At 49.4% G+C, this 25,312-nt stretch carries 27 protein-coding genes and 1 pseudogene; 14 read left to right on the plus strand and 14 right to left on the minus strand.

Features of this window, described 5'->3' with window-relative positions; translation table 11 throughout:
• Nucleotides 1-194: 194 nt before the first annotated feature.
• The 4 genes and pseudogenes from A1SC_RS26190 to uspE form a co-directional block, all read left to right on the plus strand.
• Nucleotides 195-349 (plus strand): annotated as a pseudogene (locus A1SC_RS26190) (p-aminobenzoyl-glutamate transporter); the annotation flags it as partial.
• Between the two features lie 10 nt (nucleotides 350-359).
• A complete protein-coding gene (gene ogt / locus A1SC_RS16485) occupies nucleotides 360-875 on the plus strand; it encodes a methylated-DNA--[protein]-cysteine S-methyltransferase (protein WP_001516468.1) in 516 nt (171 codons plus the stop codon).
• A 194-nt stretch (nucleotides 876-1,069) separates the two neighbouring features.
• On the plus strand, nucleotides 1,070-1,822 hold the full coding sequence (fnr, locus tag A1SC_RS16480) for a fumarate/nitrate reduction transcriptional regulator Fnr (RefSeq protein ID WP_000611910.1): 753 nt from the start codon (nucleotides 1,070-1,072) through the stop codon (nucleotides 1,820-1,822).
• 151 nt (nucleotides 1,823-1,973) lie between these two features.
• The gene (gene uspE / locus A1SC_RS16475) at nucleotides 1,974-2,933 is read left to right on the plus strand and encodes a universal stress protein UspE (RefSeq protein ID WP_001516469.1); all 960 of its coding nucleotides are present in this window, start codon (nucleotides 1,974-1,976) and stop codon (nucleotides 2,931-2,933) included.
• A 51-nt stretch (nucleotides 2,934-2,984) separates the two neighbouring features.
• Here uspE and A1SC_RS16470 read toward each other — a convergent pair whose 3' ends face one another.
• Complete coding sequence (locus A1SC_RS16470; protein WP_000605648.1) at nucleotides 2,985-3,242, minus strand: DUF2534 family protein; 258 nt, start codon at nucleotides 3,240-3,242, stop codon at nucleotides 2,985-2,987.
• A gap of 244 nt (nucleotides 3,243-3,486) precedes the next feature.
• Between A1SC_RS16470 and ynaI the strand changes: the two genes are divergently transcribed.
• Nucleotides 3,487-4,518 carry a low conductance mechanosensitive channel YnaI gene (gene ynaI / locus A1SC_RS16465; protein ID WP_001516470.1) on the plus strand — a complete coding sequence of 344 codons (1,032 nt, stop codon included), beginning with the start codon at nucleotides 3,487-3,489 and terminating at the stop codon, nucleotides 4,516-4,518.
• A gap of 58 nt (nucleotides 4,519-4,576) precedes the next feature.
• Here ynaI and A1SC_RS16460 read toward each other — a convergent pair whose 3' ends face one another.
• The 4 genes from A1SC_RS16460 to mppA form a co-directional block, all read right to left on the minus strand.
• Nucleotides 4,577-6,502 (minus strand): GH25 family lysozyme, encoded by a 1,926-nt coding sequence (locus A1SC_RS16460; RefSeq protein WP_001516471.1) that lies wholly within the window; start codon nucleotides 6,500-6,502, stop codon nucleotides 4,577-4,579.
• Between the two features lie 3 nt (nucleotides 6,503-6,505).
• On the minus strand, nucleotides 6,506-7,135 hold the full coding sequence (locus A1SC_RS25775) for a glycoside hydrolase family 25 protein (protein ID WP_016262043.1): 630 nt from the start codon (nucleotides 7,133-7,135) through the stop codon (nucleotides 6,506-6,508).
• Entirely contained in the window at nucleotides 7,132-7,491 is a 360-nt protein-coding gene (locus A1SC_RS25780) for a hypothetical protein (protein WP_016262044.1), read from the minus strand. The genes A1SC_RS25775 and A1SC_RS25780 overlap by 4 nt, the downstream gene beginning before the upstream one ends.
• A gap of 284 nt (nucleotides 7,492-7,775) precedes the next feature.
• On the minus strand, nucleotides 7,776-9,389 hold the full coding sequence (gene mppA / locus A1SC_RS16455; protein WP_016262045.1) for a murein tripeptide ABC transporter substrate-binding protein MppA: 1,614 nt from the start codon (nucleotides 9,387-9,389) through the stop codon (nucleotides 7,776-7,778).
• Between the two features lie 182 nt (nucleotides 9,390-9,571).
• Here mppA and mpaA point away from each other — a divergent pair, with 182 nt between their 5' ends.
• Nucleotides 9,572-10,300 carry a murein tripeptide amidase MpaA gene (gene mpaA, locus A1SC_RS16450; RefSeq protein ID WP_001516472.1) on the plus strand — a complete coding sequence of 243 codons (729 nt, stop codon included), beginning with the start codon at nucleotides 9,572-9,574 and terminating at the stop codon, nucleotides 10,298-10,300.
• Here mpaA and ycjG read toward each other — a convergent pair.
• The gene (gene ycjG, locus A1SC_RS16445) at nucleotides 10,275-11,240 is read right to left on the minus strand and encodes an L-Ala-D/L-Glu epimerase (protein WP_001516473.1); all 966 of its coding nucleotides are present in this window, start codon (nucleotides 11,238-11,240) and stop codon (nucleotides 10,275-10,277) included. The two genes, mpaA and ycjG, sit on opposite strands and share 26 nt — an antisense overlap.
• 118 nt (nucleotides 11,241-11,358) lie before the next feature.
• On the opposite strand from ycjG, the gene tpx reads away from it, so the two are divergent.
• The gene (gene tpx, locus A1SC_RS16440) at nucleotides 11,359-11,865 is read left to right on the plus strand and encodes a thiol peroxidase (RefSeq protein ID WP_000078458.1); all 507 of its coding nucleotides are present in this window, start codon (nucleotides 11,359-11,361) and stop codon (nucleotides 11,863-11,865) included.
• Between the two features lie 44 nt (nucleotides 11,866-11,909).
• On the opposite strand, the gene tyrR is transcribed toward tpx, so the two are convergent.
• The 8 genes from tyrR to pspA form a co-directional block, all read right to left on the minus strand.
• Nucleotides 11,910-13,451 (minus strand): transcriptional regulator TyrR, encoded by a 1,542-nt coding sequence (gene tyrR, locus A1SC_RS16435; protein WP_001516475.1) that lies wholly within the window; start codon nucleotides 13,449-13,451, stop codon nucleotides 11,910-11,912.
• Between the two features lie 147 nt (nucleotides 13,452-13,598).
• Nucleotides 13,599-14,660 carry a YcjF family protein gene (locus A1SC_RS16430; RefSeq protein WP_000138736.1) on the minus strand — a complete coding sequence of 354 codons (1,062 nt, stop codon included), beginning with the start codon at nucleotides 14,658-14,660 and terminating at the stop codon, nucleotides 13,599-13,601.
• Entirely contained in the window at nucleotides 14,657-16,054 is a 1,398-nt protein-coding gene (locus tag A1SC_RS16425; RefSeq protein ID WP_016248745.1) for a YcjX family GTP-binding protein, read from the minus strand. The genes A1SC_RS16430 and A1SC_RS16425 overlap by 4 nt, the downstream gene beginning before the upstream one ends.
• A 119-nt stretch (nucleotides 16,055-16,173) precedes the next feature.
• Nucleotides 16,174-16,488, minus strand: coding sequence for a thiosulfate sulfurtransferase PspE (pspE, locus tag A1SC_RS16420; protein WP_000473116.1), 315 nt, complete (start codon nucleotides 16,486-16,488; stop codon nucleotides 16,174-16,176).
• Between the two features lie 74 nt (nucleotides 16,489-16,562).
• Complete coding sequence (pspD, locus tag A1SC_RS16415) at nucleotides 16,563-16,784, minus strand: phage shock protein PspD (RefSeq protein WP_001469239.1); 222 nt, start codon at nucleotides 16,782-16,784, stop codon at nucleotides 16,563-16,565.
• Between the two features lie 8 nt (nucleotides 16,785-16,792).
• Nucleotides 16,793-17,152, minus strand: coding sequence for an envelope stress response membrane protein PspC (pspC, locus tag A1SC_RS16410; RefSeq protein WP_016248746.1), 360 nt, complete (start codon nucleotides 17,150-17,152; stop codon nucleotides 16,793-16,795).
• Nucleotides 17,152-17,376 (minus strand): envelope stress response membrane protein PspB, encoded by a 225-nt coding sequence (gene pspB / locus A1SC_RS16405; protein ID WP_001274965.1) that lies wholly within the window; start codon nucleotides 17,374-17,376, stop codon nucleotides 17,152-17,154. Before pspB ends, pspC begins: the two co-directional genes overlap by 1 nt.
• Before the next feature lie 54 nt (nucleotides 17,377-17,430).
• Nucleotides 17,431-18,099, minus strand: a complete 669-nt coding sequence (gene pspA, locus A1SC_RS16400) for a phage shock protein PspA (protein WP_000511027.1) — start codon at nucleotides 18,097-18,099, stop codon at nucleotides 17,431-17,433.
• Nucleotides 18,100-18,264: 165 nt separating this feature from the next.
• On the opposite strand from pspA, the gene pspF reads away from it, so the two are divergent.
• The 7 genes from pspF to sapF all read left to right on the plus strand — a co-directional run bounded on the left by pspF (nucleotide 18,265) and on the right by sapF (nucleotide 25,297).
• Nucleotides 18,265-19,242, plus strand: a complete 978-nt coding sequence (pspF, locus tag A1SC_RS16395) for a phage shock protein operon transcriptional activator (RefSeq protein WP_001516479.1) — start codon at nucleotides 18,265-18,267, stop codon at nucleotides 19,240-19,242.
• Between the two features lie 226 nt (nucleotides 19,243-19,468).
• Nucleotides 19,469-19,714, plus strand: coding sequence for a YmjA family protein (locus A1SC_RS16390; protein ID WP_016262046.1), 246 nt, complete (start codon nucleotides 19,469-19,471; stop codon nucleotides 19,712-19,714).
• Between the two features lie 300 nt (nucleotides 19,715-20,014).
• Nucleotides 20,015-21,658 carry an ABC transporter substrate-binding protein SapA gene (sapA, locus tag A1SC_RS16385; RefSeq protein ID WP_001250188.1) on the plus strand — a complete coding sequence of 548 codons (1,644 nt, stop codon included), beginning with the start codon at nucleotides 20,015-20,017 and terminating at the stop codon, nucleotides 21,656-21,658.
• Nucleotides 21,655-22,620, plus strand: a complete 966-nt coding sequence (gene sapB, locus A1SC_RS16380; RefSeq protein WP_000583280.1) for a putrescine export ABC transporter permease SapB — start codon at nucleotides 21,655-21,657, stop codon at nucleotides 22,618-22,620. Before sapA ends, sapB begins: the two co-directional genes overlap by 4 nt.
• Entirely contained in the window at nucleotides 22,607-23,497 is an 891-nt protein-coding gene (gene sapC / locus A1SC_RS16375) for a peptide ABC transporter permease SapC (protein WP_001146144.1), read from the plus strand. Before sapB ends, sapC begins: the two co-directional genes overlap by 14 nt.
• Nucleotides 23,497-24,489 carry a peptide ABC transporter ATP-binding protein SapD gene (gene sapD / locus A1SC_RS16370; protein ID WP_001128856.1) on the plus strand — a complete coding sequence of 331 codons (993 nt, stop codon included), beginning with the start codon at nucleotides 23,497-23,499 and terminating at the stop codon, nucleotides 24,487-24,489. Before sapC ends, sapD begins: the two co-directional genes overlap by 1 nt.
• A 1-nt stretch (nucleotide 24,490) precedes the next feature.
• A complete protein-coding gene (sapF, locus tag A1SC_RS16365; protein ID WP_000573415.1) occupies nucleotides 24,491-25,297 on the plus strand; it encodes a peptide ABC transporter ATP-binding protein SapF in 807 nt (268 codons plus the stop codon).
• The last annotated feature ends 15 nt before the right edge of the window (nucleotides 25,298-25,312 follow it).

Below are 25,312 nucleotides of genomic sequence, written 5' to 3' on the forward strand. Positions count from 1 at the left end.
AAAGACGCGGATGCACTGCTGTGTGTACTGTAGAGTCTGGCGGATGTCGACAGGCTCTATTTTTTTATGCGTGCGCAGAAGATAATCACATTCGCAGACTAAAAACGCGATCAGCAGTGGCTGCCTGCCCCCTTTTTTGCATTGTTTGCACCTCTATATAACCATCAGCACTAATATCTCTGTTTCTCTGACTCCTGCAACGATATAAGCCAGTCGCCAAACTGGATACCTACAATTTGTTAGCCTTACTGTCTCCTCTTATATTCTTGGTGGTATGGCTGCTGATATTGCTGGCATGGTATCTTGTCGGTCTACTGATTAGTCCGGGTTTTACCCACGTTTGTCTTGAGAGAGAACGGATGCTGAGATTACTTGAAGAAAAAATTGCCACCCCATTGGGTCCACTATGGGTGATTTGCGATGAACAATTCCGTCTGCGGGCGGTTGAATGGGAAGAGTACAGTGATCGCATGGTGCAATTGCTGGACATCCATTATCGCAAAGAAGGTTATGAGCGAATTTCCGCAACCAATCCCGGCGGTCTTAGCGACAAACTTCGCGACTATTTTGCCGGTAATCTTAGCATTATTGATACCCTTCCTACCGCTACTGGTGGTACTCCATTTCAGCGGGAAGTGTGGAAAACATTGCGCACTATTCCTTGTGGCCAGGTAATGCATTACGGTCAACTGGCAGAACATCTGGGTCGTCCGGGCGCAGCGCGCGCCGTTGGCGCGGCGAACGGTTCAAATCCGATCAGTATTGTCGTACCTTGCCACCGGGTTATTGGACGAAACGGCACGATGACCGGATATGCAGGCGGAGTGCAGCGAAAAGAGTGGTTATTGCGCCATGAAGGCTATCTGCTGCTGTAGACCTTAAACAATTTGTGCCGGTTTGCTCACAGTTTTATGTAAAGCCATCCTTAATAATTTAAGAATTTTCAAGTAGATAGATATATATTTACATCTATTATCGGAATTCTCCGCTGTTAAGGTTTGCTTAGACTTACTTGCTCCCTAAAAAGATGTTAAAATTGACAAATATCAATTACGGCTTGAGCAGACCTATGATCCCGGAAAAGCGAATTATACGGCGCATTCAGTCTGGCGGTTGTGCTATCCATTGCCAGGATTGCAGCATCAGTCAGCTTTGCATCCCGTTCACACTAAACGAACATGAGCTTGATCAGCTTGATAATATCATTGAGCGAAAGAAGCCTATTCAGAAAGGCCAGACGCTGTTTAAGGCTGGTGATGAACTTAAATCGCTTTATGCCATCCGCTCCGGTACGATTAAAAGTTATACCATCACAGAGCAAGGCGACGAGCAAATCACTGGCTTCCATTTAGCAGGCGATCTGGTAGGTTTTGACGCTATTGGCAGCGGTCATCACCCTAGCTTCGCCCAGGCGCTGGAAACGTCAATGGTATGTGAAATCCCGTTCGAAACACTGGACGATCTGTCTGGTAAAATGCCGAATCTGCGTCAGCAGATGATGCGTCTGATGAGCGGTGAAATTAAAGGCGATCAGGACATGATTCTGCTGCTGTCGAAGAAAAATGCAGAAGAACGTCTGGCTGCTTTTATCTACAACCTGTCCCGTCGTTTTGCCCAACGCGGCTTCTCCCCTCGTGAATTCCGCCTGACGATGACTCGTGGCGATATCGGCAACTACCTGGGCCTGACGGTAGAAACCATCAGCCGTCTGCTGGGACGCTTCCAAAAAAGCGGCATGCTGGCAGTCAAAGGTAAATACATCACCATCGAAAATAACGATGCGCTGGCCCTGCTTGCTGGTCATACGCGCAACGTCGCCTGATTTTTCCGCATAATCGACTATCCTTCTGTCATATCATTAAATTTTTCTGATTTATTGATCTGGCAGAAGGTTCATCACTGTTTCATTCACCAGATATGGGTTAATCTTTTAATTACAAACTGCATTGACAGTTGTTGTAAGGAGACCCTGTATGGCTATGTATCAGAACATGCTCGTTGTTATCGATCCTAACCAGGACGATCAACCAGCATTACGGCGAGCTGTTTATTTACATCAACGGATTGGTGGCAAAATTAAAGCTTTTTTGCCGATTTATGATTTCTCATACGAAATGACTACCCTGCTCTCCCCGGACGAGCGCACCGCCATGCGTCAGGGTGTTATCAGTCAGCGAACTGCGTGGATACACGAGCAGGCGAAATATTATCTTAACGCTGGCGTCCCCATTGAAATCAAAGTGGTCTGGCATAACCGTCCTTTCGAAGCCATCATTCAGGAAGTGGTCAGCGGTGGGCACGATTTAGTCCTGAAAATGGCACACCAACATGATCGTCTGGAAGCGGTTATCTTTACCCCTACCGACTGGCATCTGTTGCGTAAATGCCCAAGTCCGGTGTGGATGGTGAAAGATCAACCGTGGCCGGAAGGCGGTAAGGCGTTGGTGGCAGTAAATCTCGCCAGCGAAGAGCCGTATCATAATGCGCTCAATGAAAAACTGGTGAAAGAGACGATTGAACTGGCTGCACAGGTGAATCACACCGAAGTCCATCTGGTTGGCGCGTATCCCGTTACTCCTATTAATATTGCTATTGAGCTGCCGGAATTTGATCCAAGCGTTTATAACGACGCTATCCGCGGACAACATTTGCTGGCGATGAAAGCCCTGCGGCAGAAATTCGGTATTAATGAAAACATGACGCACGTCGAAAAAGGTCTGCCGGAAGAAGTGATTCCTGATCTGGCGGAACATTTGCAGGCAGGAATTGTCGTTCTTGGCACCGTAGGACGAACCGGAATTTCTGCGGCATTCCTTGGCAATACGGCGGAACAGGTGATTGATCATCTCCGTTGCGACCTGCTGGTAATCAAACCCGATCAATACCAGACGCCAGTTGAACTGGATGACGAAGAAGAAGACGACGACGATTAATCGTTCTTTAATTACTCACGAGGCCCGATACTTCGGGCCTTTTCTTCTTGCTTATTTCTCATCGCCGCCGAGGAAATAAATTCCCAGCGGGATTGCCAGCAACACGGTAAAAACCAGGCTGTACACGAAAATCATCGAAGATTGAATCACATACATTGATGTCGTCCAGTCAGACAGCGGAATATTATATTGTTCAATAACACCACCAATGGTTGCGCGAGTCACCACCGACGCCGCAATAATAAAAACCGCCAACAAGCCTAAGAGAAACTTTCTTCCCCTCGCTGACTTTAATTTCATCATGATCATAATGTAATCCTTGTGCAAACAAACTCTCTGTTACTTACGCGTAACAATACCATGACATTTTGTCGTTGTCTGCTCTGAAGGCGTCAGATTGTTGACGTTTATATCATCAATCTATTGATCAATTCGCTGATGTTGCTACTTCCTTCCCTTACTATTGATGATATGAATCATTTATCGCGGTAAAATAGCCCCGCCAGGGGTTTCCGGCATGACTTCAACCAATCTGGAGGAGCCTGATAAAACAATGATCGCTGAACTGTTTACAAATAATGCGCTTAATCTGGTCATTATTTTCGGTAGCTGCGCAGCATTGATTCTGATGAGCTTTTTGTTTCGTCGTGGGAATCGTAACAAGAAAGGATTCTTATTCCATGCGGTTCAATTTTTGATCTACACCATAATTATTAGTGCTGTTGGCAGCATCATTAATTATGTCATTGAAAATTACAAACTCAAATTTATCACACCAGACGCCGTCGATTTTATTTGTACGTCACTGATTGCGCTTATTCTGACGGTTAAGTTATTCCTTCTGATTAACCAGTTTGAAAAACAACAGATAAAAAAAGGCCGTGATATCACCAGTGCGCGGATTATGTCACGTATCATCAAAATCTGCATAATTGTGGTGATTGTTCTGCTTTACGGTGAACATTTTGGTATGAGCCTTTCCGGGTTGCTGACCTTCGGTGGTATTGGTGGTCTTGCTGTCGGTATGGCCGGTAAAGATATTTTGAGTAACTTCTTTTCCGGGATTATGCTCTATTTCGATCGCCCCTTTAGCATTGGCGATTGGATCCGTTCACCGGACAGAAATATCGAAGGTACGGTGGCAGAAATTGGCTGGCGTATCACTAAAATAAACACCTTTGATCACCGTCCTCTGTACGTGCCAAACTCGCTGTTTTCGTCTATCAGCGTAGAAAACCCGGGACGCATGACCAACCGTCGTATTACTACGACCATCGGTTTACGTTATGAAGACGCGGCAAAAGTGGGTGCCGTTGTCGAAGCAGTACGCGAAATGCTGAAAAATCACCCCGACATCGATCAGCGACAAACCTTACTGGTCTATTTCAACCAGTTTGCTGACTCGTCATTAAATATCATGGTTTATTGCTTTACCAAAACCACGGTATGGGCCGAATGGCTGGCAGTCCAACAGGATGTTTATTTGAAGATTATCGATATTGTACAGTCGCATGGCGCAGATTTTGCCTTCCCAAGCCAGACGTTGTATATGGATAATATTACACCGCCGGATCAGATGAAGTAACAACCCGCAGAAACTGGATGGCGATATACATATTTGCCATCCAGTCTTATTTATTTTTTCAATTAACAGCAGCCAGTGCTACATTATTCTCACCCGCTTTAAACTGAACATACTGTTCTTCAGTACCAAAGAAAACTTCCGACTCAGTGCTGTGGCCGATCCCCGGTACAGTTTCATTCCCTGAATATTGCCAAAGCGTCCAGGGATTGCGCCCCTCAAGCTTCACGCCAGCTTGTCCCCAATACCCCATCCACACCATATACTGCTCAAATCGACTATCCATGAAGTGGGACAGATTATTATGATTGCCATAAAATATGGGGGTCTTATGATAATTTTGATAGACCAGACCAGCAAAGTGCAAAATATCATTACGTGCTTTCGCCATTCCCGATTTTTTAAAACAGGCTAGTTGAGTTGTATCTTCACCTTCAGGATTTACCAATAAAATACCGGGCGGTAACATATTTGGATCAGCAGGCAGGAGGCTTTTTGCCGTTTCCAGTTGTGCTTCAGGAGTGCGACAAAAATCAAATTTGAAATAACCTCCACGGTCAAATTTTGAATCAGCTAATTGTTTCCAGTGAGACTTAAATGATGAATCAGGACCTCTCCAGCCAACTACTCTCGTATATACAAAACGCGCAGACGATTTTTCCTGAAACAATTTCCAGTCGATCTCACCATCATTAGATGAAATATCATGTCCATGGATCGGATAAATCTCCGGCGTTTTAAAAATACGAATATCAGGACGATTGGGAATTGCACTTACGGGACCATAAGGAATCTCAATTGATTTATTATCTTTTTCTTGATTATCTGCGGGGGAAGAATCTGGCTTATCAATAGAGAATGATGCCACATCGATATTAGTAAACTCTCCTGCTTTTCCCGCAGCCAGTTGAGTCTTATTATCCAGACGACTTGCCGCAGGCTCATTGATGAAGAAGAATCCCCCAGGGCCTGCGGGTATTTCTGTTGCACCAATCCAGGCATCACTTAAATGTAATCCCTTCCCTTGTTCATCCAGCTTTTCATTAATATCTGAATATTGATCGTTAACATAGATAAATAAACTCAACGTTCTGGTTATTCCGGCATAGTATTCTTTCTTACCATCTACCTTTACCATATATGACTTACCAAAACGTTCGTCGGCAACACCATTCGTTACCCCTTTGATAATTGTATCAAAAAAGACACTTCCGCGCTTTGCATCCAGCGAGTAAACCTCTGTTTTATCGTCACCGGCAGCTATTGCATACGCACCCGGATTACTGTACGAGTTAGAGTTACCCGCTCCGATGGTCATGCCATACAAGCCAGAACCAAAGCAAGCATTGACTAAAGTCAGAACATGGAAATAACGCTTTGCCAGAATATTAAGCTGTGCATTCAGCGCTGGCATTTCATACATCCCTTTTGAACCATCGATATCTGTAGCATTACTCAAAACAAATGCCGGTGCTTTATCAGAATTACCATTTTGAGTACCAAAACGCCCATGTCCTGAATAAGCAATTAACAAACGGGCTTTCTTATCAAACATCGTCCCTCTGGCAGGTAGATATTCTTTCAAAAAATAATTAATATTATCCAGCGATGCATCCTGATCTTTTAATAAAATAACCTCATCAAACTTCTGTCCGTTGATAAGAAAATCAGCCATTCTTTGGCCATCTACCGCTGCGGCAGGAATATCCTCATGCAAAAGTGGATATTTTGAAATTGCAATAATCAACCCGATGGAGCGAGTTTTTGCTGCATCCTGATCAGGTATTTTTAATGCGTCACTGATTCGGATATCCAGTCTCCCAGGGTTCTCAGAGCCATAATGGATAAAAAAATGACAATATTCATCAGGGACCATTGCGCCATTTTTGCAAATATCATCTGCCAGGACGTCAGTCATTCCCAGTGATATTCCTGCAATGAACAGCCCAAGGGCCGATTTACATAAAATTAGCCATCGTTTGTTCATAATTTAAAACTCCTGAACACCAAGAGTGGAATAAAACTCAGCAGTCGGTCCTTTATAAATACTGGCATCGAATTTCTTACTCGATCCCAAATTAAGCTGTGCAGCATCGGTAAACTGCCAGATTGCCCATTTTGTCTGGTTAATTGAACGCGGGGTTTCACTGGCCTGTGCCTGATTAGAGTAATCAGCCAGCCACAGTTTATGTTCTGCGACCTGGGCGAAACTATTTTCCCCACCAACGGCATCTTTCCACCACGCACGTGCAGTGTAGATAACCGGTTTACGCCCTAAATCGGCTTCTACCTGCGCGGTAAAAGCCTTGATCATTGTTATAATTTCCGCAGGTTTGCGCTTCTGCCAGCGGTCCTTACCCGTTAATGAATCCACATCCCACTCAACATCCACTGCCGGTGGCATGTCTGTCGCCCTTAGCCCACCGTTAGCTTTGATAACTTTGACAAACGTCATTGCCTGCTTGCGTCCCCACAATTCTGCGTCGTCTGCCGGTGTACCGCTGGAAAGAAAGTGGTAGGCTCCACGGTGAAGTTTTATCCCTCGTTCAGTATCGCCGGCCCGCTGCCAAAAGCCGGCGAATTCAGGATCAACATAACGTGTTCCTTGACTGGACTTCATATACAAGAACACAGACTTATTTTTTGCCAACAGTTCGATCGGGAAGTTCCTCCGTTATGATGGCTGATATCCACACCAAATAAAGAACTGGGTCGTGGTTGATTCAATACTGAATCGTAAGCAACATCAGCCGGAAATTTAAAATATTTTTTTACAGCAAAGGAATCAAACTCTTTATCACGCGAAGGATCCGATTCCAGAATTTTCACAAACAATTCTTGCCGGGAGAGATCATTCGTTAAGTTTTCCAGTCCCAGCGATGAGGCATCGGGCAGTGATTCTGCGGCCAGCGTTAAAGAGGAATAATTAATGAATAATAACGAGATAACTAACGGAATAGCTGAAAGTTTTTTCATTTTACCACCCCATTTTTTAGCTGTATGTCTGTTTTCTAATGAAGATATTTCACCAGGAATGCAATTCACTTAACGTTGTAAAGAAAAGTAAAGCACAGCTTATATTCAGCGTATGTAATACACCTGACAAATAAAACATTTGATTATTATTTATGTTCGATATTGCCAGAAAATTTCAAAATTCCATCGTTGGAATGATTTTTTATAGGGAGGATTTAAAAAAAGAAGGGATTTTATCGGGATTGTTAAATCTGGCGCGCTTAACCGCGCCAGATGACATCATATTAATGCTTCACTATATACATAGTCCGACTATACGCCACATCTTCCGGGTTATTAATTGGATAACCTTTCAACCACGGTTTGATTAACCGACCATTAGTATATTGATAAATCGGCGCAATCGGTGCTTGTTCTATCAGGATTTTCTCTGCCGCGTTGTAATCGGCGTTGCGCGCTTTAACGGTATTTTCAGTCGATGCCTGAGCCAGTACCTTGTCGTATGCCGGATTGTTAAAACGTGAAATATTCCCTGAGTGCGTTGATGTTAACAGCGTCAAGAAAGTCGATGGTTCATTATAATCCCCGACCCACGAGGCGCGAATAACATCAAAGTTACCGGTGTTACGACTATCGATATAGGTTTTCCATTCCTGATTTTGTAATTTGACATCTACACCAAGATTCTTTTTCCACATCGACGCGACGGCAATAGCAATTTTCTGGTGATTTTCCGAAGTGTTATACAGCAGTGTAAGTTTCAACGGTTTCTGTGGACCATATCCGGCAGCGCTCAACAATGTTTTCGCCTGGGCATTCAGTTCTTCCTGACTCATTTGCTCAAACGGCGAAGGTTCTGGCGTAAATCCGGCGGTAACATCTGGCGTAAAATGCCATGCCGGCTTTTCACCTGTACCTAATACTTTTTCTGCCATCAGACGACGATCAATCGTCATGCTTAATGCCAGACGGACTCGTTGATCTGCCGTTGGCCCTTTTTGCGTGTTAAATGCATAATAATACGTCCCCAACTGCGGCGGCGTATAAACCTGCCCTGGAATATCCTTCAGTAGTTTCTGATACATATTTTTTGGGAAGGATTCAGTGATATCAATATCACCTGCAAGATAGCGCTTGGTCGCGGCGGACTCCTGGTTAATTGGCAGGAAAGTCACTTTCTGCAGCACCGTTTTAGCGTTATCCCAATAATGGGTATTCGGCACCACGACCAGCTTTTCATTTACTACGCGCTCTTTAAGTACATAAGCACCATTGCCGATCAGATTCCCGGGCTTCGTCCACTCTTTACCACTTTCAACGTTGGCTTTTTGCACCGGGAAAAAAGCAAAGTTAGCGGTTAAATTCACAAACCAGGGCAACGGTTTATCAAGCTGAATTTTCAGAGTATGGGCATCAACAGCGGTGACGCCAAGTTGAGCTGGCGTAGCCTTACCATCAATAATTGCCTGGGCGTTGTTGATTCCAGCCAGTGCGGCAAACCAGGCAAACGGAGACAACGTTTTCGGATCCACCAGACGCTGCCAGCTATAGACAAAATCCTGTGCCGTTACCGGTGTACCATCGGCCCATTTGGCGTTATCGCGCAGGGTAAAAGTCCAGATGCGGTTGTCATTACTTTTCCACTGGGTAGCAACGCCAGGCACAATCTCGCCTTTCTCGTTCTGATTCACCAACCCTTCAAACAAATCGCGAATGACCTGAATCTCTGGCAAACCCACGGCTTTCGCGGGATCTAATGATGCAGGCTCATCTTTAATGTGGCGCACCAACTCCTGTTTCTCTGCCAGTACTGTGCCGCCCGGAACATCTGCAGCATACGACAGGGAAATGCTGCTGACTAACAGCGCACAACAAGTGACTGAAACAGAGTGCTTCATAAGATACCCTCAAAACGATGTTAAGATTGATGCGTAATTATTTGTTTCTCCTTGAAGAAATGCAAATAACTTCCGGTAAAAAAGTGATAAAGGATCGATAACATATCGTTGTCGAAAAGGATTTGATAATCCGCAAAATTTGCACAACACTGCCTGTAATACTTCTTATATTCGAGACGATTATGACCGTGACCCGCCCGCGCGCCGAACGGGGCGCTTTTCCGCCAGGAACCGAACATTACGGACGTTCATTATTAGGTGCGCCATTGATCTGGTTTCCGGCGTCTGCAGCCAGCAGCGAAAGTGGGTTGATTCTGGCTGGCACCCACGGCGACGAAAATTCTTCCGTCGTCACCCTCTCCTGCGCATTACGCACATTAACCCCTTCTCTGCGCCGCCATCATGTCGTGCTCTGTGTGAATCCTGACGGTTGCCAGCTTGGTTTACGAGCCAATGCTAATGGTGTGGATTTGAACAGAAACTTTCCTGCAGCGAACTGGAAAGAAGGTGAAACGGTGTACCGCTGGAACAGCGCCGCCGAAAAGCGCGATGTGGTCTTGCTGACCGGAGATAAACCAGGCTCAGAACCTGAAACCCAGGCGTTGTGCCAGCTCATTCATCGTATCCAACCCGCCTGGATAGTCTCTTTTCACGATCCGCTGGCTTGTATTGAAGATCCCAGGCACAGTGAATTAGGTGAATGGCTGGCTCAGGCGTTTGAATTACCGCTGGTGACCAGCGTCGGCTATGAAACGCCCGGCTCCTTCGGCAGTTGGTGTGCTGATCTGAACTTGCACTGTATTACCGCCGAATTTCCGCCTGTCTCCTCAGATGAAGCCAGCGAAAAGTATCTCTTTGCAATGGCGAATTTACTGCGTTGGCATCCTAAAGATGCAATTCGCCGGTCGTAAACTGTAGCGGCGGCTCCACATCCACCGCCAACCAGGTCGGGCCATCAAGATCAGCAAAACTGACCTGCGGCACCAGCGGTAAAACGGCGCTAATGGCGCGTGAAGTACATAGCATGCAGCCCAACATCAGGCTAAAACCTTGTGCACGCGCTTCGGTCGCCAACGCCAGCGCTTCTGTTAGCCCGCCGGTTTTATCGAGTTTGATGTTAACCATCTCATAGCGCCCTTGCAGCGCCTTCAGGTTACTGCGGGTATGGCAGCTTTCATCAGCACAAATGGGTAACGGATGAATAAAATTCTCCAGCGCCGCATCGTCCTGTGCCGGGAGCGGCTGTTCCAGCATAGCGACGCCTAAATCAGCCAACAACTGACATCGCGCCGCCAACCCTTCCGCGCGCCAGGATTCATTAGCATCAACAATCAACGTCGCATCCGGAACCGCTGCGCGGATCGCCACCATCCGCTCGCTAATAAGATGGTTATCCAGCTTCACTTTCAGCAATTTCGCCCCCGCCTGCCAGAGTGCTGATGCACTGCTGGCCATCTGATCCGGCGTACCAATAACCACTGTCTGCGCCGTGGTAATAGTGTCGGGAAGCGTTATGCCGATAAATTCAGCTAACGTCTGCTGCTGTTTACGCGCACAGAGATCCCACAACGCACAATCCAGCGCATTGCGTGCCGCACCAGCGGGCAAAATTTTTTGCAACTCTTCTCGTGTCAGTCCTTTTTCCAGTTGCGGCACAACACTCATAATTTGCGCCATTACCGAAGCATCGCTTTCACCGTAGCGCGGATAGGGAGTACATTCCCCTACGCCTTTAACACCATCCTCTTCCAGTTCAACCACCACCACACGCGCTTCACTACGGCTACCTCGCGCAATCACAAACGGGGAATGTAACGGCCAGGCTTCCTCAAATACCTTTACGGTTCTCATCTTTACTCCTTGTTGCCGCGGTGGTTTGCGGATTAAGCGCAAATAGCGTTTGCTGTGTTATTGACAGTTAGCATAAACTAGATGTGACGTTAACTATATGTAAACAGGAAAGATAATCATGTCACAAATCGTTCATTTCCAGGGCAACCCGGTTACAGTCGCCAATTCCATCCCGCAAGTGGGTAGCAAAGCGCAGACTTTTACTCTCGTGGCAAAAGATCTGTCTGACGTCACCCTCGGTCAGTTTGCGGGTAAACGCAAAGTGCTGAACATTTTCCCGAGTATTGATACCGGTGTTTGCGCCGCATCAGTACGTAAGTTTAACCAACTGGCGACAGAAATCGATAACACCGTTGTACTGTGTATTTCTGCCGATCTGCCATTCGCCCAGTCTCGTTTCTGCGGTGCGGAAGGTCTGAACAATGTAATCACCCTTTCCACTTTCCGTAATAGCGAATTCCTGAAAGCTTACGGTGTTGAGATCGCTGAAGGCCCCTTGAAAGGTCTGGCAGCGCGCGCAGTTGTCGTAATTGATGAAAATGACAATGTGATTTTCAGCCAACTGGTGAATGAAATCACCACCGAGCCGGATTACGACGCAGCTCTGGCTGTACTGAAAGCGTAAGTTATTATGCCTGATGGTATTGCGCCATCAGGCATTTTACGTGTTTACTCTTCGCTCTTCTTCTGACTCAGGCCGTATTCACGCAATTTGTTGGCAATCGCGGTATGGGAAACACCCAGACGTTTTGCCAGTTTGCGCGTGCTGGGGTAATTGCGATAAAGCTGGGTTAATACCGATCGTTCAAATCGGCTGGTGATCTCATCCAGCGAACCTTCCATCGCATCTTCCCCCACAGGGACGGTAGCAGCGTCATAATCTGGCAGCAAAATATCTTGTGGGCGCAGTTCGTAGCCATCCAGTTGCGTTAGTGCACGGTAAATCGCATTTTTCAATTGCCTCACGTTACCCGGCCAACCATAACGTGTCAGCACGGTATTCAGATCGGCAGCCAATTTCGGACGCGGCACTCCCTGCTCGTCGGCAAAGCGCGCGACGAACAATTCGGTTAACGGCATGATATCCTGCGGGCAGTCACGCAACGGCGGCAGATTCAGCGTCAACACGTTCAGGCGATAATAGAGATCTTCCCGAAATACGCCTTTTTGCACCAGCTCAACCAAATTCTTCTGCGTCGCGCAAATCACCCGCACATCAACATGCACTTCATGATCCTCGCCAACCCGACGGAAGGTGCCATCATTGAGGAAACGCAGCAGTTTAGCCTGCATCCGTGGCGACATCTCACCAATCTCATCCAGCAGCACCGAACCGCCGTTCGCTTGCTCAAAGAACCCTTTCTTCCCTTCCGGGGCATGCCCAAACAGTTCGCTCTCAACGGCATCTTCCGGAATAGATGCACAGTTCAGCGCCAGATAAGGTTTACCGGCACGAGGGCTGGCTTGATGACAGGCATAAGCAAAGAGATCTTTACCTGTACCCGTGTCACCCGTGATCAGTAGCGGCGCGCTTAACATCGCCAGTTTTTGCGCCTGCTCGACAACGTGTTTCATTTTCGAGCTAACGGCGACAATCTGGCTAAAGGCGCTGACGTCCTGCGCAGCCACATTTTGCAACTGACGCCCCATACGAATCGTCGAACGCAGCATCACCACCGCACCAGTCAAAACGTGCTGGTCATTTTCATCCTGAAGATAGACCGGCGTTATCTCCATCAAGAAATTCTGCCCGTTGATCACCACATGTTCGTTATGCGAATCCTGCGGGTCACTCTCCAGCCAACGTAAAAAATTAAATCCGTTAATCAATTGCGCAGCGGTATGATTGCGTAAACGCTCAAGTTTCTGACCAAATAGCTGACAACTCGCCGGATTCGCCATGTCCACTTTACTTTTCATATCGACAGAAAGCACGGGTTCAGGCAATGCCTCAAGCAATGCGCTCAGCGCCAGATGTTCACGCTCGGAAGGCATCCACGACACCGTGCGTACATCGGTAACACCTGCTATACGGCGAATTTCCGCCATCAGGCTGCTGAAACTGTCAAAATCCAGCTCGGCAAAATTAAGGTAAATCCGCCCGATTGGGTCAATCTCAATACCGCGTAAATCGATGCCTCTTAGTACTAGTAGATCGAGTAATTCGCGGGTCAGACCGAGTCGGTCTTCACAAAAGACTTCCAGACGCATGGGAACCTTCACCTGAAAAAAGAACAATTAATATGATGATATGACACTATTCGAGTGGCAGGAAGGTTTCTGTCAACAAACATTGACACAAAGACGAATAAACGGGCACTTCGGCGTAAAGATATCCGATCAGTACCCGATATTGCGTTATTTTTCGCTGGGCGTTTTGCCCTTTTGCAGCGTCTCTTTTACCTGACCGATAAGCTGACGACGAAAATCACCCAGACGGGGTTTGTCATCGTCAATCCACGGCAACGGACGGCAAAGTTCCATAGCTTTAATTCCCAGACGCGCAGTCAGTAGCCCGGCACCAATCCCCTGGGCAGCGCGCGTCGACAAGCGTGCGGCGAGATCCTGCGACATCCAGTCCATCCCCACTTCGCGCACCAGTTCACTGGCCCCGGCGAAAGCGATATTCAGCAGCACCAGTTTAAACAGACGCAAACGGCTGTAATAACCCAGTTCAATGCCATACAGCGTGGCGATGCGATTAATCAACCGCAGATTGCGCCAGGCAATAAACGCCATATCCACCAGCGCCAGCGGACTGACGGCAATCATCAGCGTAGATTCTGCCGCTGAACGGCTGATTTCGCGGCGCGCCTGCGCATCCAGCACCGGCTGAACCAGATGGGCATACAAACTGACGACTTCGCGATCGTTCTGCGTTTCATGGATCGAGGCATACCAGCGTTGCAGCGCCGGATGCGACTGATCGATCCCCGCCTGCTGCGCCAGCTTTTCACAAAAAACTCGCCCTTTTCCAGTACCGTGGCTATGCAGCAAATCTCGCGCTTCATCACGCTCATGAGCACGCTGGCGCAAGCGCCATAACCGCCGCCACTCCGTCACCACAGAGCCAACGCCAGCACCGATGATCAATGCCCCAGCGGCACAACCGCCCAGCGCCACCCAGTCCTGGGTTTGCCAGGCATTCATCGTCCACTGCACCCCCTGACCAACAACGCTCACGCCAAACAGCGTCAGCCCGCCCATCACCATTTTGCGCCACAGACTGCGTTTCGGGCGTAATGCGGCATCCATCACCGCTTCAACTTGCCCTTCTTCTTCCTGTGCTGCGTCGAGCGTCGCCGGTGCAAAATTTTGCGCCTGACTTTCGTCAAAGGTCTGCTGCGCCCTGAATTTAGGGTTCTGATCGACCTCCAGCGGACCGTCGAAATCAATACGTGGTTTTAACGGTTCGGTCATCGCAATTTATCTCCTATTAAAAATTCCAGCGCGGCATCAAGACGAATATGCGGCAGCGGTTTGTCGACATCCATTACCTGCGGACGAAACGCCTCAAACTGGAAACCTTGCTTATCCCAGAACGCCTGACCGGGCAAACGTGCGGGAACTTCGCCAGGATAAACAGTGAGCGGTGCGCCATCGCTCAATCGATTGCCGCGCAGCGCCGGAATTTTCTCACCGTTAACGTCGATAATGCCGCTGGTGGTCGCCTGAACTGAGGCCAGCCCCAGACAATCCATGCTGATCCCTTCAAACGCCGCATTTTGCCAGGCGTCCTGAATCAGTTGTTGCAGTAATGAAACCATATTGGCGTGCTGATCGATGGTCACATGGTCCGCTTTCGTCGCAGCAAACAGTAATTTGTCGATAACCGGCGAGAACAAGCGCCGGAACAGCGTGCGCTGCCCATAATGAAAACTCTGCATCAGTTGCGTCAGCGCCAGGCGCATATCGTTAAAAGCCTGCGGACCACTGTTGAGCGGTTGCAGGCAATCCACCAGTACAATCTGGCGGTCGAAGCGCAGAAAGTGATTCTTATAGAAACCTTTCACCACTTTCTCGCAGTAATAGTTATACCGCTCACGCAGCATCCCGGCGTTGGTGTGTTTATCGGCCTGTGCCAGTTTGGACTCACCCCAGGCGTCAACATCCGGCCACGGGAAGAACTGCAACGCAGGCGCTCCCGCCATATCGCCAGGCAAGACAAAGCGACCAGGCTGGATAAAGTGCAGCCCCTGCTGCTTGCAATGGTGGAGATAATCGGTCCACGCGGCGGCAATGTCCGCAAGACGATTTTCGTCGGCAGGAGCTAACGGGTCCAGCCCTTCGCACATCATCCGCCATTTTGCCGACCACTCGCCACGCTGACCATTAAGCAAGCCCGTCATCTGCCGCGACCAGCTTAAATAATCCTGTGCCAGCATTGGCAAATCGAGTAGCCACTCGCCGGGATAATCAACAATCTCCAGATACAACGTGGAGGTGTCCTTGAAATGACGCAGCAGAGAATCATTCGATTTATAACGCAATGCCAGGCGGATTTCGCTGACGCCGCGCGTTGGCGTCGGCCAGGCCGGAGGATCGCCATATAATTGCGCCAGACCTTCATCATAGGTGAAGCGCGGAATGCCAAAGTCACGCTGGGGAATGCGTTTTACGCCCAGCAGACGATCTTCACGCACCGCACTTAATAGCGGCAAACGTGCTCCGGCATGAATATTGAGCAACTGATTAACCATCGCGGTGATAAACGCTGTTTTGCCACTGCGGCTAAGACCGGTTACGGCCAGTCGCAAGTGCCTGTCGACACCACGATTCACCAGCGCATTAAGTTCATTTTTGAGTCGCTTCATTGCTGTCCTGTGCCAGAAAGCTGTAGAAAGGATGAGATGCTGGAGGTAATAATGTGGGTTAATTTTGATTTATCAAATAAATAAGCGGTGTTATTTACACCGCTCAATGAGTAATTCTTTTAACCTTTGACCTTCGGCATCTCAATATCTTTAAGACCACCGGCGTTTTCAACGTGGGTGTACCCCATTTCGCTGAGGATTTCTTTTGCCTGTCCGGACTGACGCCCTGCGTTGCAATACACTTTAACGGTGTCGTTTTTATCCGGAACGGCGGTGGCAATACGCTCTTTCACTTCCTTCAGGGGAATATTGATGGCTCCCTGAACGTGCTCTTGCTGATACTGTTCTGGAATACGAACATCGATCCAGTGTTCAGCGGCAAAAACAGGCAGTGAAAACGCCAGCGTCAGCGCTAGTAACCCTTTTTTAAACATGTAAGCGTCCTTCTATGGATGAAAATTGCTATCCATTATACGCCTGAGATTTAACAATTTTTGCGAAACTCCCCTCACCTTTTATAGCGCTGTGCCAGTTTATTAGCGGCCCGACTTAACAGCGGTTCCAGCGCCACAGCCAGCAACATTTTCAGCGGCCGACGAGCAACAGATTTTATCGCCCAACCAGCAACGCCCGCCGGGCCGTAGCGCAGTGCGGTAAGAAGTACCAGCTTGCCTGCTAATTTGAAACCAGGCTTCACCTTTTGCCCGGCCTGTTGCCAGCGAATATTCATAACTTTCCTCACAGTTGACGGAAACGACTACGTAGCGAGAAAGTGTCGGAAGTGACATAACGTTCCATCTCGCGTAAACGCGTTTCACTGGCCGCCAGTTCACGGTCGACTTCATCCAGCAATTCGCTGCTGGAAGGTTGTTGTTCACCATACGCCATGTTGTCCGGCATCGGGTCAAGGGCAAATGACAAGATGATGTAAGCGACCAGGGTAAACAGCGCCAGGCCGAAGAATATCGACAGCACCACGAGAATACGCACCAGTTTTACGGGCACATCAAAATAATTGGCAATCCCTGCGCAGACACCACGCACCATGCCCTGTTGTGGGATGCGCCATAATTTTTTATTGAGATTAATACCCGCCATTAGCGATCCCTCCAGTTCGGATGTTCCGCATCAAGAATGGACTCCAGCGCCTGAATACGCTCACGCATCCGTTTTGCCTCATCTGCCAGTTGCGCTAATCGCTGCTGTTCACTTTGCGACAATTCACCGCGGCTGGAGCGGTTGCTGTAATGCAGCCATAACCAGATAGGCAAAACAAACAGCACAAAAATGGTTAACGGAATAGCCAGAAATAGCGCGCTCATAAGTACTCCTTAGACGATGAGCGGCGGCGCGTTCAGACGCCGCCTGGGGTGTTATTATTGATTATCTTGCTTCATTTTGGCTTTTAATTGCGCCAGTTGCTCGCTGATTGCGTCATCGGCTTTCAGTTCAGCAAATTGCTCATCCAGCGATCGTTGTTTACCAAAGCTGTGGCTTTCTGCTTCTGCTTCCATCTGGTCGATACGACGTTCGAAAGATTCGAAACGCGCCATCGCTTCATCAAGTTTTCCGCTATCCAACTGACGGCGCACATCGCGCGACGAATTCGCCGCCTGATGACGCAGCATTAATGCCTGCTGGCGAGCGCGGGTTTCGCTCAACTTGTTTTCCAGTTCGCCTATCTCTTTCTTCATGCGCGCCAGCGTATCGTCCACCAACGTCACTTCATGTTCCAGGGACTTAATCAGATCGGTCAGTTTCTGTTTTTCAATTAACGCTGCACGCGCCAGATCTTCTCTCTCTTTCAGCAGTGCCAGTTCGGCTTTTTCCTGCCACTCAACTTCACGAGCCGACGCTTGTTCAATCCGGCGAGTCAGTTGTTTCTTTTCCGCCAGCGCACGCGCCGAAGTAGAACGCACTTCAACCAAAGTGTCTTCCATCTCCTGGATCATCAGACGCACCAGTTTCTGCGGGTCTTCCGCCTTCTCTAAAAGGGCGTTGATGTTGGCATTCACGATGTCGGCAAAGCGAGAAAAAATACCCATAATGTTGTCCTCTTGATTTCTTTGTTCAGGATTGTCCTGCTGAACTGTTAATACAATTTGCGTGCCAATTTTTATCTTTTTGATTTATAAAGATCTGATTGAAGATTCAACAGCAACATGCCAGGATGAATTAGCGAATTACACTAACAAGTGGCGAATTTCATCATGGCTGAATACAAAGATAACTTACTCGGTGAAGCGAACAGCTTTCTCGAAGTGCTGGAACAGGTTTCGCATCTCGCGCCGCTGGACAAACCAGTGTTGATTATTGGCGAGCGCGGCACCGGTAAAGAGTTGATCGCCAGCCGCCTGCACTACCTTTCTTCGCGTTGGCAAGGGCCGTTTATTTCTCTTAACTGCGCGGCGTTAAATGAAAATCTGCTGGATTCCGAACTGTTTGGCCATGAAGCTGGCGCGTTTACCGGCGCGCAAAAACGTCATCCGGGACGATTTGAACGCGCAGACGGCGGCACGTTGTTTCTTGATGAACTCGCTACGGCACCGATGATGGTGCAGGAAAAATTGTTGCGCGTGATCGAGTATGGTGAACTGGAACGCGTCGGCGGTAGTCAGCCATTACAGGTCAATGTGCGGCTGGTATGTGCCACGAACGCCGACCTTCCGGCGATGGTCAATGAAGGCACTTTTCGCGCCGACCTGCTCGACCGTCTGGCTTTCGACGTGGTGCAACTGCCGCCGCTGCGTGAGCGTGAAGGCGATATTATGCTGATGGCGGAACACTTTGCCATCCAAATGTGTCGGGAAATCAAACTGCCTCTATTCCCGGGTTTTACGGAACGCGCCAGAGAAACGCTGCTAAATTATCGCTGGCCGGGAAATATTCGTGAATTGAAAAACGTGGTGGAACGTTCGGTGTATCGCCACGGCACCAGCGATTATCCGCTTGATGACATCATTATTGATCCCTTTAAACAGCGTCCACCGGAAGAAGCTATCGCCGTTTCAGAAACGACATCACTTCCGGCGTTGCCGGTGGATTTGCGCGAATTTCAGATGCTGCAGGAAAAAGAGTTACTTCAGCTCAGTTTGCAACAGGGGAAATATAACCAGAAACGCGCGGCTGAATTACTGGGATTAACCTATCATCAGTTCCGCGCATTGTTGAAAAAGCACCAGATTTAGCGGGGTTAGGCAATGTCACTTGCCGGATGCGGCGTAAACGTCCTGTTCGACCAACAAAACCGTTTAAATTCAATATACTGTCAGCTAGTGCATGATACGGGTTTCGCCAGACGCAGCCTGGCGCACTGGCGGTGCGCAGCGCCGTTATCTATAAAAAGATGTATGACCCGGATCACGAGTGCTATCATCCGCCCCTATGCTTAACGCATTAACCCCAGGGTAAACCATGAACCACGATATCCCACTGAAATATTTCGATATTGTCGATGAATACGCGAGCGAATGCGCAAAATCTGTCGCAGAATCTGAGCGCACGGCGCTGGCCCACTACTTCCAGTTACTGCTCACCCGTTTGATGAACAATGAAGAGATCAGCGAAGAAGCCCAGCATGAAATGGCCGCTGAAGCAGGGATTAATCCCGCGCACATTGATGAGATCGCAGAGTTCTTGAATCAATGGGGTAATGAGTAATCATTTAATAGTGGACGCCCGGCCAGGATTGTAGGCCGTACCGCATCCGGCTAAAAATGAGACACACCTTGTCAGCAATCTGCAGTCAGTCTCACGATCGCGCCTGTCTGCACCTCGCTAAGTTGTTCTGTGAGTTATAGTTATAAAGAAATCACGGGTACGAATGTTGAACAGATGGCGACGCCACCTGTTCAACGACCAACCACACGGCCCTCATTACGCCCCCTGAACACAAACGGTAATGGCAAATGTCATTAAATATTAGTAAGATAGCCTCTTTACATAAAATCCCTTAATATTATGCGCCAGGTATTATCGTCTCTTTTGGTGATTGCTGGACTTGTGAGTGGTCAGGCAATAGCCGCGCCTGAACCCGCCCCGCACGCTGATATCCGCGACAGCGGTTTTGTCTATTGCGTCAGCGGACAAGTCAACACCTTTAACCCATCCAAAGCGAGCAGTGGGTTAATTGTCGATACCCTTGCCGCCCAGTTTTATGATCGACTGCTGGATGTCGATCCTTATACCTATCGTCTGATGCCGGAACTTGCCGAAAGCTGGGAAGTGCTCGACAACGGCGCGACCTATCGCTTCCACCTGCGCCGCGATGTCCCGTTTCAAAAAACGGCCTGGTTTACTCCCACACGCAAAATGAATGCCGATGATGTGGTGTTTACCTTCCAGCGAATTTTTGACCGCAGCAACCCGTGGCATAACGTCAACGGTAGCAACTTCCCCTATTTCGACAGTCTGCAATTTGCCGACAACGTTAAAAGCGTCCGCAAGCTGGATAATCACACCGTTGAGTTCCGTCTGTCCCAGCCTGACGCCTCCTTTTTATGGCACCTGGCAACCCACTATGCGTCGGTAATGTCTGCCGAATACGCCCAGAAGTTAGAGCAAGAAGATCGCCAGGAGCAACTCGACCGCCAGCCCGTCGGCACCGGACCGTATAAACTGTCGGAAAATCGCACGGGGCAATATATTCGCTTACAACGTCATGATGAATTCTGGCGAGGCAAGCCGTTGATGCCGCAGGTGGTGGTGGATTTAGGCTCTGGCGGCACCGGACGGCTGTCGAAACTCTTGACCGGTGAATGTGACGTTCTGGCCTGGCCCGCTGCCAGTCAGCTATCTATTTTGCGCGATGACCCGCGTTTGCGTTTAACGCTGCGTCCGGGGATGAACGTTGCCTATCTGGCGTTTAACACCGCCAAACCGCCGCTAAATAATCCAGCAGTCCGCCACGCGCTGGCGTTGTCGATCAATAACCAGCGCCTGATGCAATCTATCTATTACGGTACGGCTGAAACTGCGGCCTCAATTTTACCGCGCGCCTCGTGGGCTTATGACAACGAGGCTAAAATTACCGAATACAATCCAGCGAAATCACGCGAACAGTTGAAGGCGTTGGGACTGGAAAACTTAACGCTGAAACTGTGGGTGCCGACGCGCTCACAGGCGTGGAACCCCAGCCCGCTGAAGACCGCCGAACTCATTCAGGCGGATATGGCGCAGGTCGGCGTGAAAGTGGTGATTGTACCGGTAGAAGGTCGTTTTCAGGAGGCGCGATTGATGGATATGAGCCATGATCTGACGTTATCCGGTTGGGCGACGGACAGTAATGATCCGGACAGTTTCTTCCGTCCGTTACTAAGCTGTGCGGCCATTCACTCCCAGACCAACCTTGCCCACTGGTGCGATCCGAAATTTGACAGCGTATTGCGTAAGGCGCTCTCCTCGCAGCAACTGGCTGCGCGTATTGAAGCCTATGACGAAGCGCAAAGTATTCTGGCGCAGGAGTTGCCCATTCTGCCGCTGGCCTCGTCACTGCGCTTGCAGGCCTACCGTTACGATATCAAAGGGCTGGTTCTTAGCCCGTTTGGTAACGCCTCCTTCGCAGGGGTGTACCGCGAAAAGCAAAATGAGGTGAAAAAACCATGATTATCTTCACCTTACGCCGCATTTTGTTATTGATCGTGACCTTGTTCCTGCTGACCTTTGTTGGCTTCAGTTTGAGCTATTTCACGCCACATGCACCGTTACAAGGCGCGTCGCTGTGGAATGCATGGGTGTTCTGGTTTAACGGCCTGATCCACTGGGATTTTGGCGTTTCCAGCATTAACGGTCAGCCGATTGCCGAGCAGTTAAAAGAGGTCTTCCCGGCGACGATGGAGCTGTGCATTCTCGCCTTCGGTTTTGCGCTGATTGTTGGGATCCCCGTGGGGATGATTGCCGGAATTACACGCCATAAGTGGCAGGATAATTTGATCAACGCCATCGCGTTATTAGGCTTTTCAATCCCTGTTTTCTGGCTGGCACTTCTGTTGACGCTGTTTTGTTCGCTTACATTAGGCTGGCTGCCCGTTTCAGGGCGTTTCGATCTGCTCTACGAAGTGAAACCGATTACCGGTTTTGCGTTGATTGATGCCTGGCTTTCGGACTCACCGTGGCGGGATGAAATGATCATGAGCGCAATGCGTCATATGGTATTGCCAGTCATCACCCTGTCGGTTGCACCGACTACCGAAGTGATCCGTCTGATGCGTATCAGCACCATCGAAGTGTATGACCAGAACTATGTGAAAGCAGCGGCAACCCGCGGTTTGTCGCGCTTTACTATTTTGCGTCGCCACGTGTTACATAACGCGTTACCTCCTGTCATCCCTCGCCTGGGATTACAGTTCTCCACCATGCTGACACTGGCGATGATCACCGAAATGGTCTTTAGCTGGCCTGGACTTGGCCGCTGGTTAATTAACGCCATCCGCCAGCAGGATTACGCAGCCATTTCCGCCGGAGTGATGGTCTGCGGTTCACTGGTCATTATTGTTAACGTGATTTCTGATATTTTGGGTGCCATGGCTAACCCTCTGAAACATAAGGAATGGTATGCCTTACGATAGCGTATACAGCGAGAAGCGCCCGCCCGGCACGCTGCGTACCGCCTGGCGCAAATTCTATGGTGATGCCGCTGCAATGGTCGGCCTGTACGGCTGCGCGGGGCTGGCTGTGTTGTGTATTTTTGGCGGCTGGTTTGCGCCTTACGACATCGACCAGCAATTTCTCGGTTATCAATTGTTGCCGCCGTCATGGTCGCGCTACGGAGAAGTCTCTTTTTTCCTCGGCACCGATGACCTTGGTCGCGATGTTTTAAGCCGTTTACTGAGCGGTGCTGCGCCTACCGTCGGCGGCGCATTTGTGGTGACGCTTGCCGCGACAATCTGTGGTCTTGTGCTCGGCACCTTCGCCGGTGCTACGCATGGTTTACGGTCAGCGGTGCTTAACCATATTCTGGATACTTTACTGGCGATCCCGTCCCTGCTGCTGGCGATTATCGTCGTCGCGTTTGCCGGGCCGAGTTTGTCGCACGCAATGTTTGCCGTCTGGCTGGCGTTACTGCCGCGTATGGTGCGTTCGGTCTACAGCATGGTGCATGATGAGCTGGAAAAAGAGTACGTTATTGCTGCCCGTCTGGATGGCGCAACGACGCTGAATATTCTCTGGTTTGCCGTGTTGCCGAACATTACCGCCGGACTGGTCACAGAGATCACCCGCGCACTGTCGATGGCAATTCTTGATATCGCCGCGCTGGGCTTTCTCGATCTCGGCGCGCAACTCCCCTCGCCTGAATGGGGAGCGATGCTTGGCGATGCACTGGAGCTGATTTATGTCGCCCCGTGGACCGTGATGCTGCCTGGAGCGGCAATTATGATCAGCGTGTTGTTGGTTAACCTCCTTGGCGATGGTGTACGTCGTGCGATTATTGCGGGGGTGGAATAATGCCGTTACTGGATATTCGTAACCTGACCATTGAATTTAAAACCGGTGATGAGTGGGTTAAAGCCGTTGACCGCGTGAGTATGACCTTAACCGAAGGTGAAATCCGTGGCCTTGTTGGCGAGTCTGGCTCCGGCAAAAGTTTGATTGCGAAAGCGATTTGTGGCGTTAATAAAGATAACTGGCGTGTTACCGCTGACCGTATGCGTTTTGATGATATCGATCTGTTGCGTCTCTCCGCGCGCGAACGGCGCAAGCTGGTTGGGCACAATGTATCGATGATCTTTCAGGAACCGCAATCGTGTCTCGACCCTTCTGAACGTGTGGGTCGTCAGTTGATGCAAAACATCCCGGCCTGGACCTACAAAGGGCGTTGGTGGCAGCGTTTTGGCTGGCGCAAACGCCGTGCCATTGAGCTGCTGCACCGTGTGGGGATTAAAGATCACAAAGATGCGATGCGCAGCTTTCCGTATGAGTTAACCGAAGGTGAATGCCAGAAAGTGATGATTGCCATCGCGCTGGCAAATCAACCACGTCTGCTGATAGCTGACGAACCGACAAACTCGATGGAGCCAACCACCCAGGCACAAATTTTTCGCCTGCTGACGCGTCTGAATCAGAACAGTAACACCACCATTTTGCTTATCAGCCATGACTTACAAATGCTTAGCCAATGGGCGGATAAAATTAACGTGCTTTACTGTGGCCAAACGGTGGAATCCGCGCCAAGTAAGGAGCTGGTGACGATGCCGCATCATCCTTATACCCAGGCGTTGATCCGCGCGATACCGGACTTCGGCAGCGCGATGCCGCATAAAAGTCGCCTCAATACGCTGCCCGGTGCCATCCCTCTGCTGGAACAATTACCGATTGGCTGTCGTCTGGGACCACGTTGCCCGTATGCACAACGAGAATGTATTGTGACGCCGCGTTTGACGGGGGCGAAAAATCATCTCTATGCCTGTCATTTCCCGCTGAACATGGAGAAAGAGTGAGATGATAGAAACCCTGCTCGAAGTGCGTAATTTAAGCAAAACGTTCCGCTACCGAACCGGCTGGTTTCGTCGTCAGACCGTAGAAGCCGTAAAACCCTTGAGCTTTACGCTGCGTGAACGCCAGACGCTGGCGATTATTGGCGAGAACGGTTCCGGAAAATCGACGCTGGCGAAAATGCTGGCGGGAATGATTGAGCCAACCAGCGGTGAGTTATTGATTGACGATCATCCGCTGCATTTTGGCGATTACTCTTTCCGCAGCCAGCGGATTCGCATGATCTTTCAGGACCCGTCGACCTCGTTGAATCCACGTCAGCGTATCTCGCAGATCCTGGATTTTCCGCTGCGCCTGAACACTGACCTCGAGCCTGAGCAGCGGCGCAAACAGATTATTGAAACGATGCGTATGGTCGGACTGCTGCCGGATCACGTCAGTTACTATCCGCATATGTTGGCACCAGGGCAAAAACAGCGTCTGGGTCTGGCTCGCGCACTAATATTGCGCCCTAAAGTCATTATCGCGGATGAAGCTCTCGCCTCGCTGGATATGTCGATGCGTTCGCAGTTGATTAACCTGATGCTGGAGTTACAAGAAAAACAGGGCATTTCTTATATTTATGTTACCCAACACATCGGGATGATGAAGCATATCAGCGACCAGGTTCTGGTCATGCATCAGGGCGAAGTGGTCGAGCGCGGCAGTACGGCTGACGTGCTGGCATCGCCGCTACATGAACTCACCAAGCGGCTCATTTCCGGGCACTTTGGCGAAGCGTTGACGGCAGATGCGTGGCGCAAAGATCGTTAATCTTCGGCGCCTCAT

It is taken from the genome of Escherichia sp. KTE52 (assembly GCF_000408325.1).
GTDB classification, from domain to species: Bacteria; Pseudomonadota; Gammaproteobacteria; order Enterobacterales; family Enterobacteriaceae; genus Escherichia; species Escherichia marmotae.

Coding starts and splice junctions, on each gene's coding strand:
- ogt (WP_001516468.1), top strand. CDS start 360: ATGCTGAGATTACTTGAAGAAAAAATTGCCACCCCATTGGGTCCACTA.
- fnr (WP_000611910.1), top strand. CDS start 1,070: ATGATCCCGGAAAAGCGAATTATACGGCGCATTCAGTCTGGCGGTTGT.
- uspE (WP_001516469.1), top strand. CDS start 1,974: ATGGCTATGTATCAGAACATGCTCGTTGTTATCGATCCTAACCAGGAC.
- A1SC_RS16470 (WP_000605648.1), bottom strand. CDS start 3,242: ATGATCATGATGAAATTAAAGTCAGCGAGGGGAAGAAAGTTTCTCTTA.
- ynaI (WP_001516470.1), top strand. CDS start 3,487: ATGATCGCTGAACTGTTTACAAATAATGCGCTTAATCTGGTCATTATT.
- A1SC_RS16460 (WP_001516471.1), bottom strand. CDS start 6,502: ATGAACAAACGATGGCTAATTTTATGTAAATCGGCCCTTGGGCTGTTC.
- A1SC_RS25775 (WP_016262043.1), bottom strand. CDS start 7,135: ATGAAGTCCAGTCAAGGAACACGTTATGTTGATCCTGAATTCGCCGGC.
- A1SC_RS25780 (WP_016262044.1), bottom strand. CDS start 7,491: ATGAAAAAACTTTCAGCTATTCCGTTAGTTATCTCGTTATTATTCATT.
- mppA (WP_016262045.1), bottom strand. CDS start 9,389: ATGAAGCACTCTGTTTCAGTCACTTGTTGTGCGCTGTTAGTCAGCAGC.
- mpaA (WP_001516472.1), top strand. CDS start 9,572: ATGACCGTGACCCGCCCGCGCGCCGAACGGGGCGCTTTTCCGCCAGGA.
- ycjG (WP_001516473.1), bottom strand. CDS start 11,240: ATGAGAACCGTAAAGGTATTTGAGGAAGCCTGGCCGTTACATTCCCCG.
- tpx (WP_000078458.1), top strand. CDS start 11,359: ATGTCACAAATCGTTCATTTCCAGGGCAACCCGGTTACAGTCGCCAAT.
- tyrR (WP_001516475.1), bottom strand. CDS start 13,451: ATGCGTCTGGAAGTCTTTTGTGAAGACCGACTCGGTCTGACCCGCGAA.
- A1SC_RS16430 (WP_000138736.1), bottom strand. CDS start 14,660: ATGACCGAACCGTTAAAACCACGTATTGATTTCGACGGTCCGCTGGAG.
- A1SC_RS16425 (WP_016248745.1), bottom strand. CDS start 16,054: ATGAAGCGACTCAAAAATGAACTTAATGCGCTGGTGAATCGTGGTGTC.
- pspE (WP_000473116.1), bottom strand. CDS start 16,488: ATGTTTAAAAAAGGGTTACTAGCGCTGACGCTGGCGTTTTCACTGCCT.
- pspD (WP_001469239.1), bottom strand. CDS start 16,784: ATGAATATTCGCTGGCAACAGGCCGGGCAAAAGGTGAAGCCTGGTTTC.
- pspC (WP_016248746.1), bottom strand. CDS start 17,152: ATGGCGGGTATTAATCTCAATAAAAAATTATGGCGCATCCCACAACAG.
- pspB (WP_001274965.1), bottom strand. CDS start 17,376: ATGAGCGCGCTATTTCTGGCTATTCCGTTAACCATTTTTGTGCTGTTT.
- pspA (WP_000511027.1), bottom strand. CDS start 18,099: ATGGGTATTTTTTCTCGCTTTGCCGACATCGTGAATGCCAACATCAAC.
- pspF (WP_001516479.1), top strand. CDS start 18,265: ATGGCTGAATACAAAGATAACTTACTCGGTGAAGCGAACAGCTTTCTC.
- A1SC_RS16390 (WP_016262046.1), top strand. CDS start 19,469: ATGAACCACGATATCCCACTGAAATATTTCGATATTGTCGATGAATAC.
- sapA (WP_001250188.1), top strand. CDS start 20,015: ATGCGCCAGGTATTATCGTCTCTTTTGGTGATTGCTGGACTTGTGAGT.
- sapB (WP_000583280.1), top strand. CDS start 21,655: ATGATTATCTTCACCTTACGCCGCATTTTGTTATTGATCGTGACCTTG.
- sapC (WP_001146144.1), top strand. CDS start 22,607: ATGCCTTACGATAGCGTATACAGCGAGAAGCGCCCGCCCGGCACGCTG.
- sapD (WP_001128856.1), top strand. CDS start 23,497: ATGCCGTTACTGGATATTCGTAACCTGACCATTGAATTTAAAACCGGT.
- sapF (WP_000573415.1), top strand. CDS start 24,491: ATGATAGAAACCCTGCTCGAAGTGCGTAATTTAAGCAAAACGTTCCGC.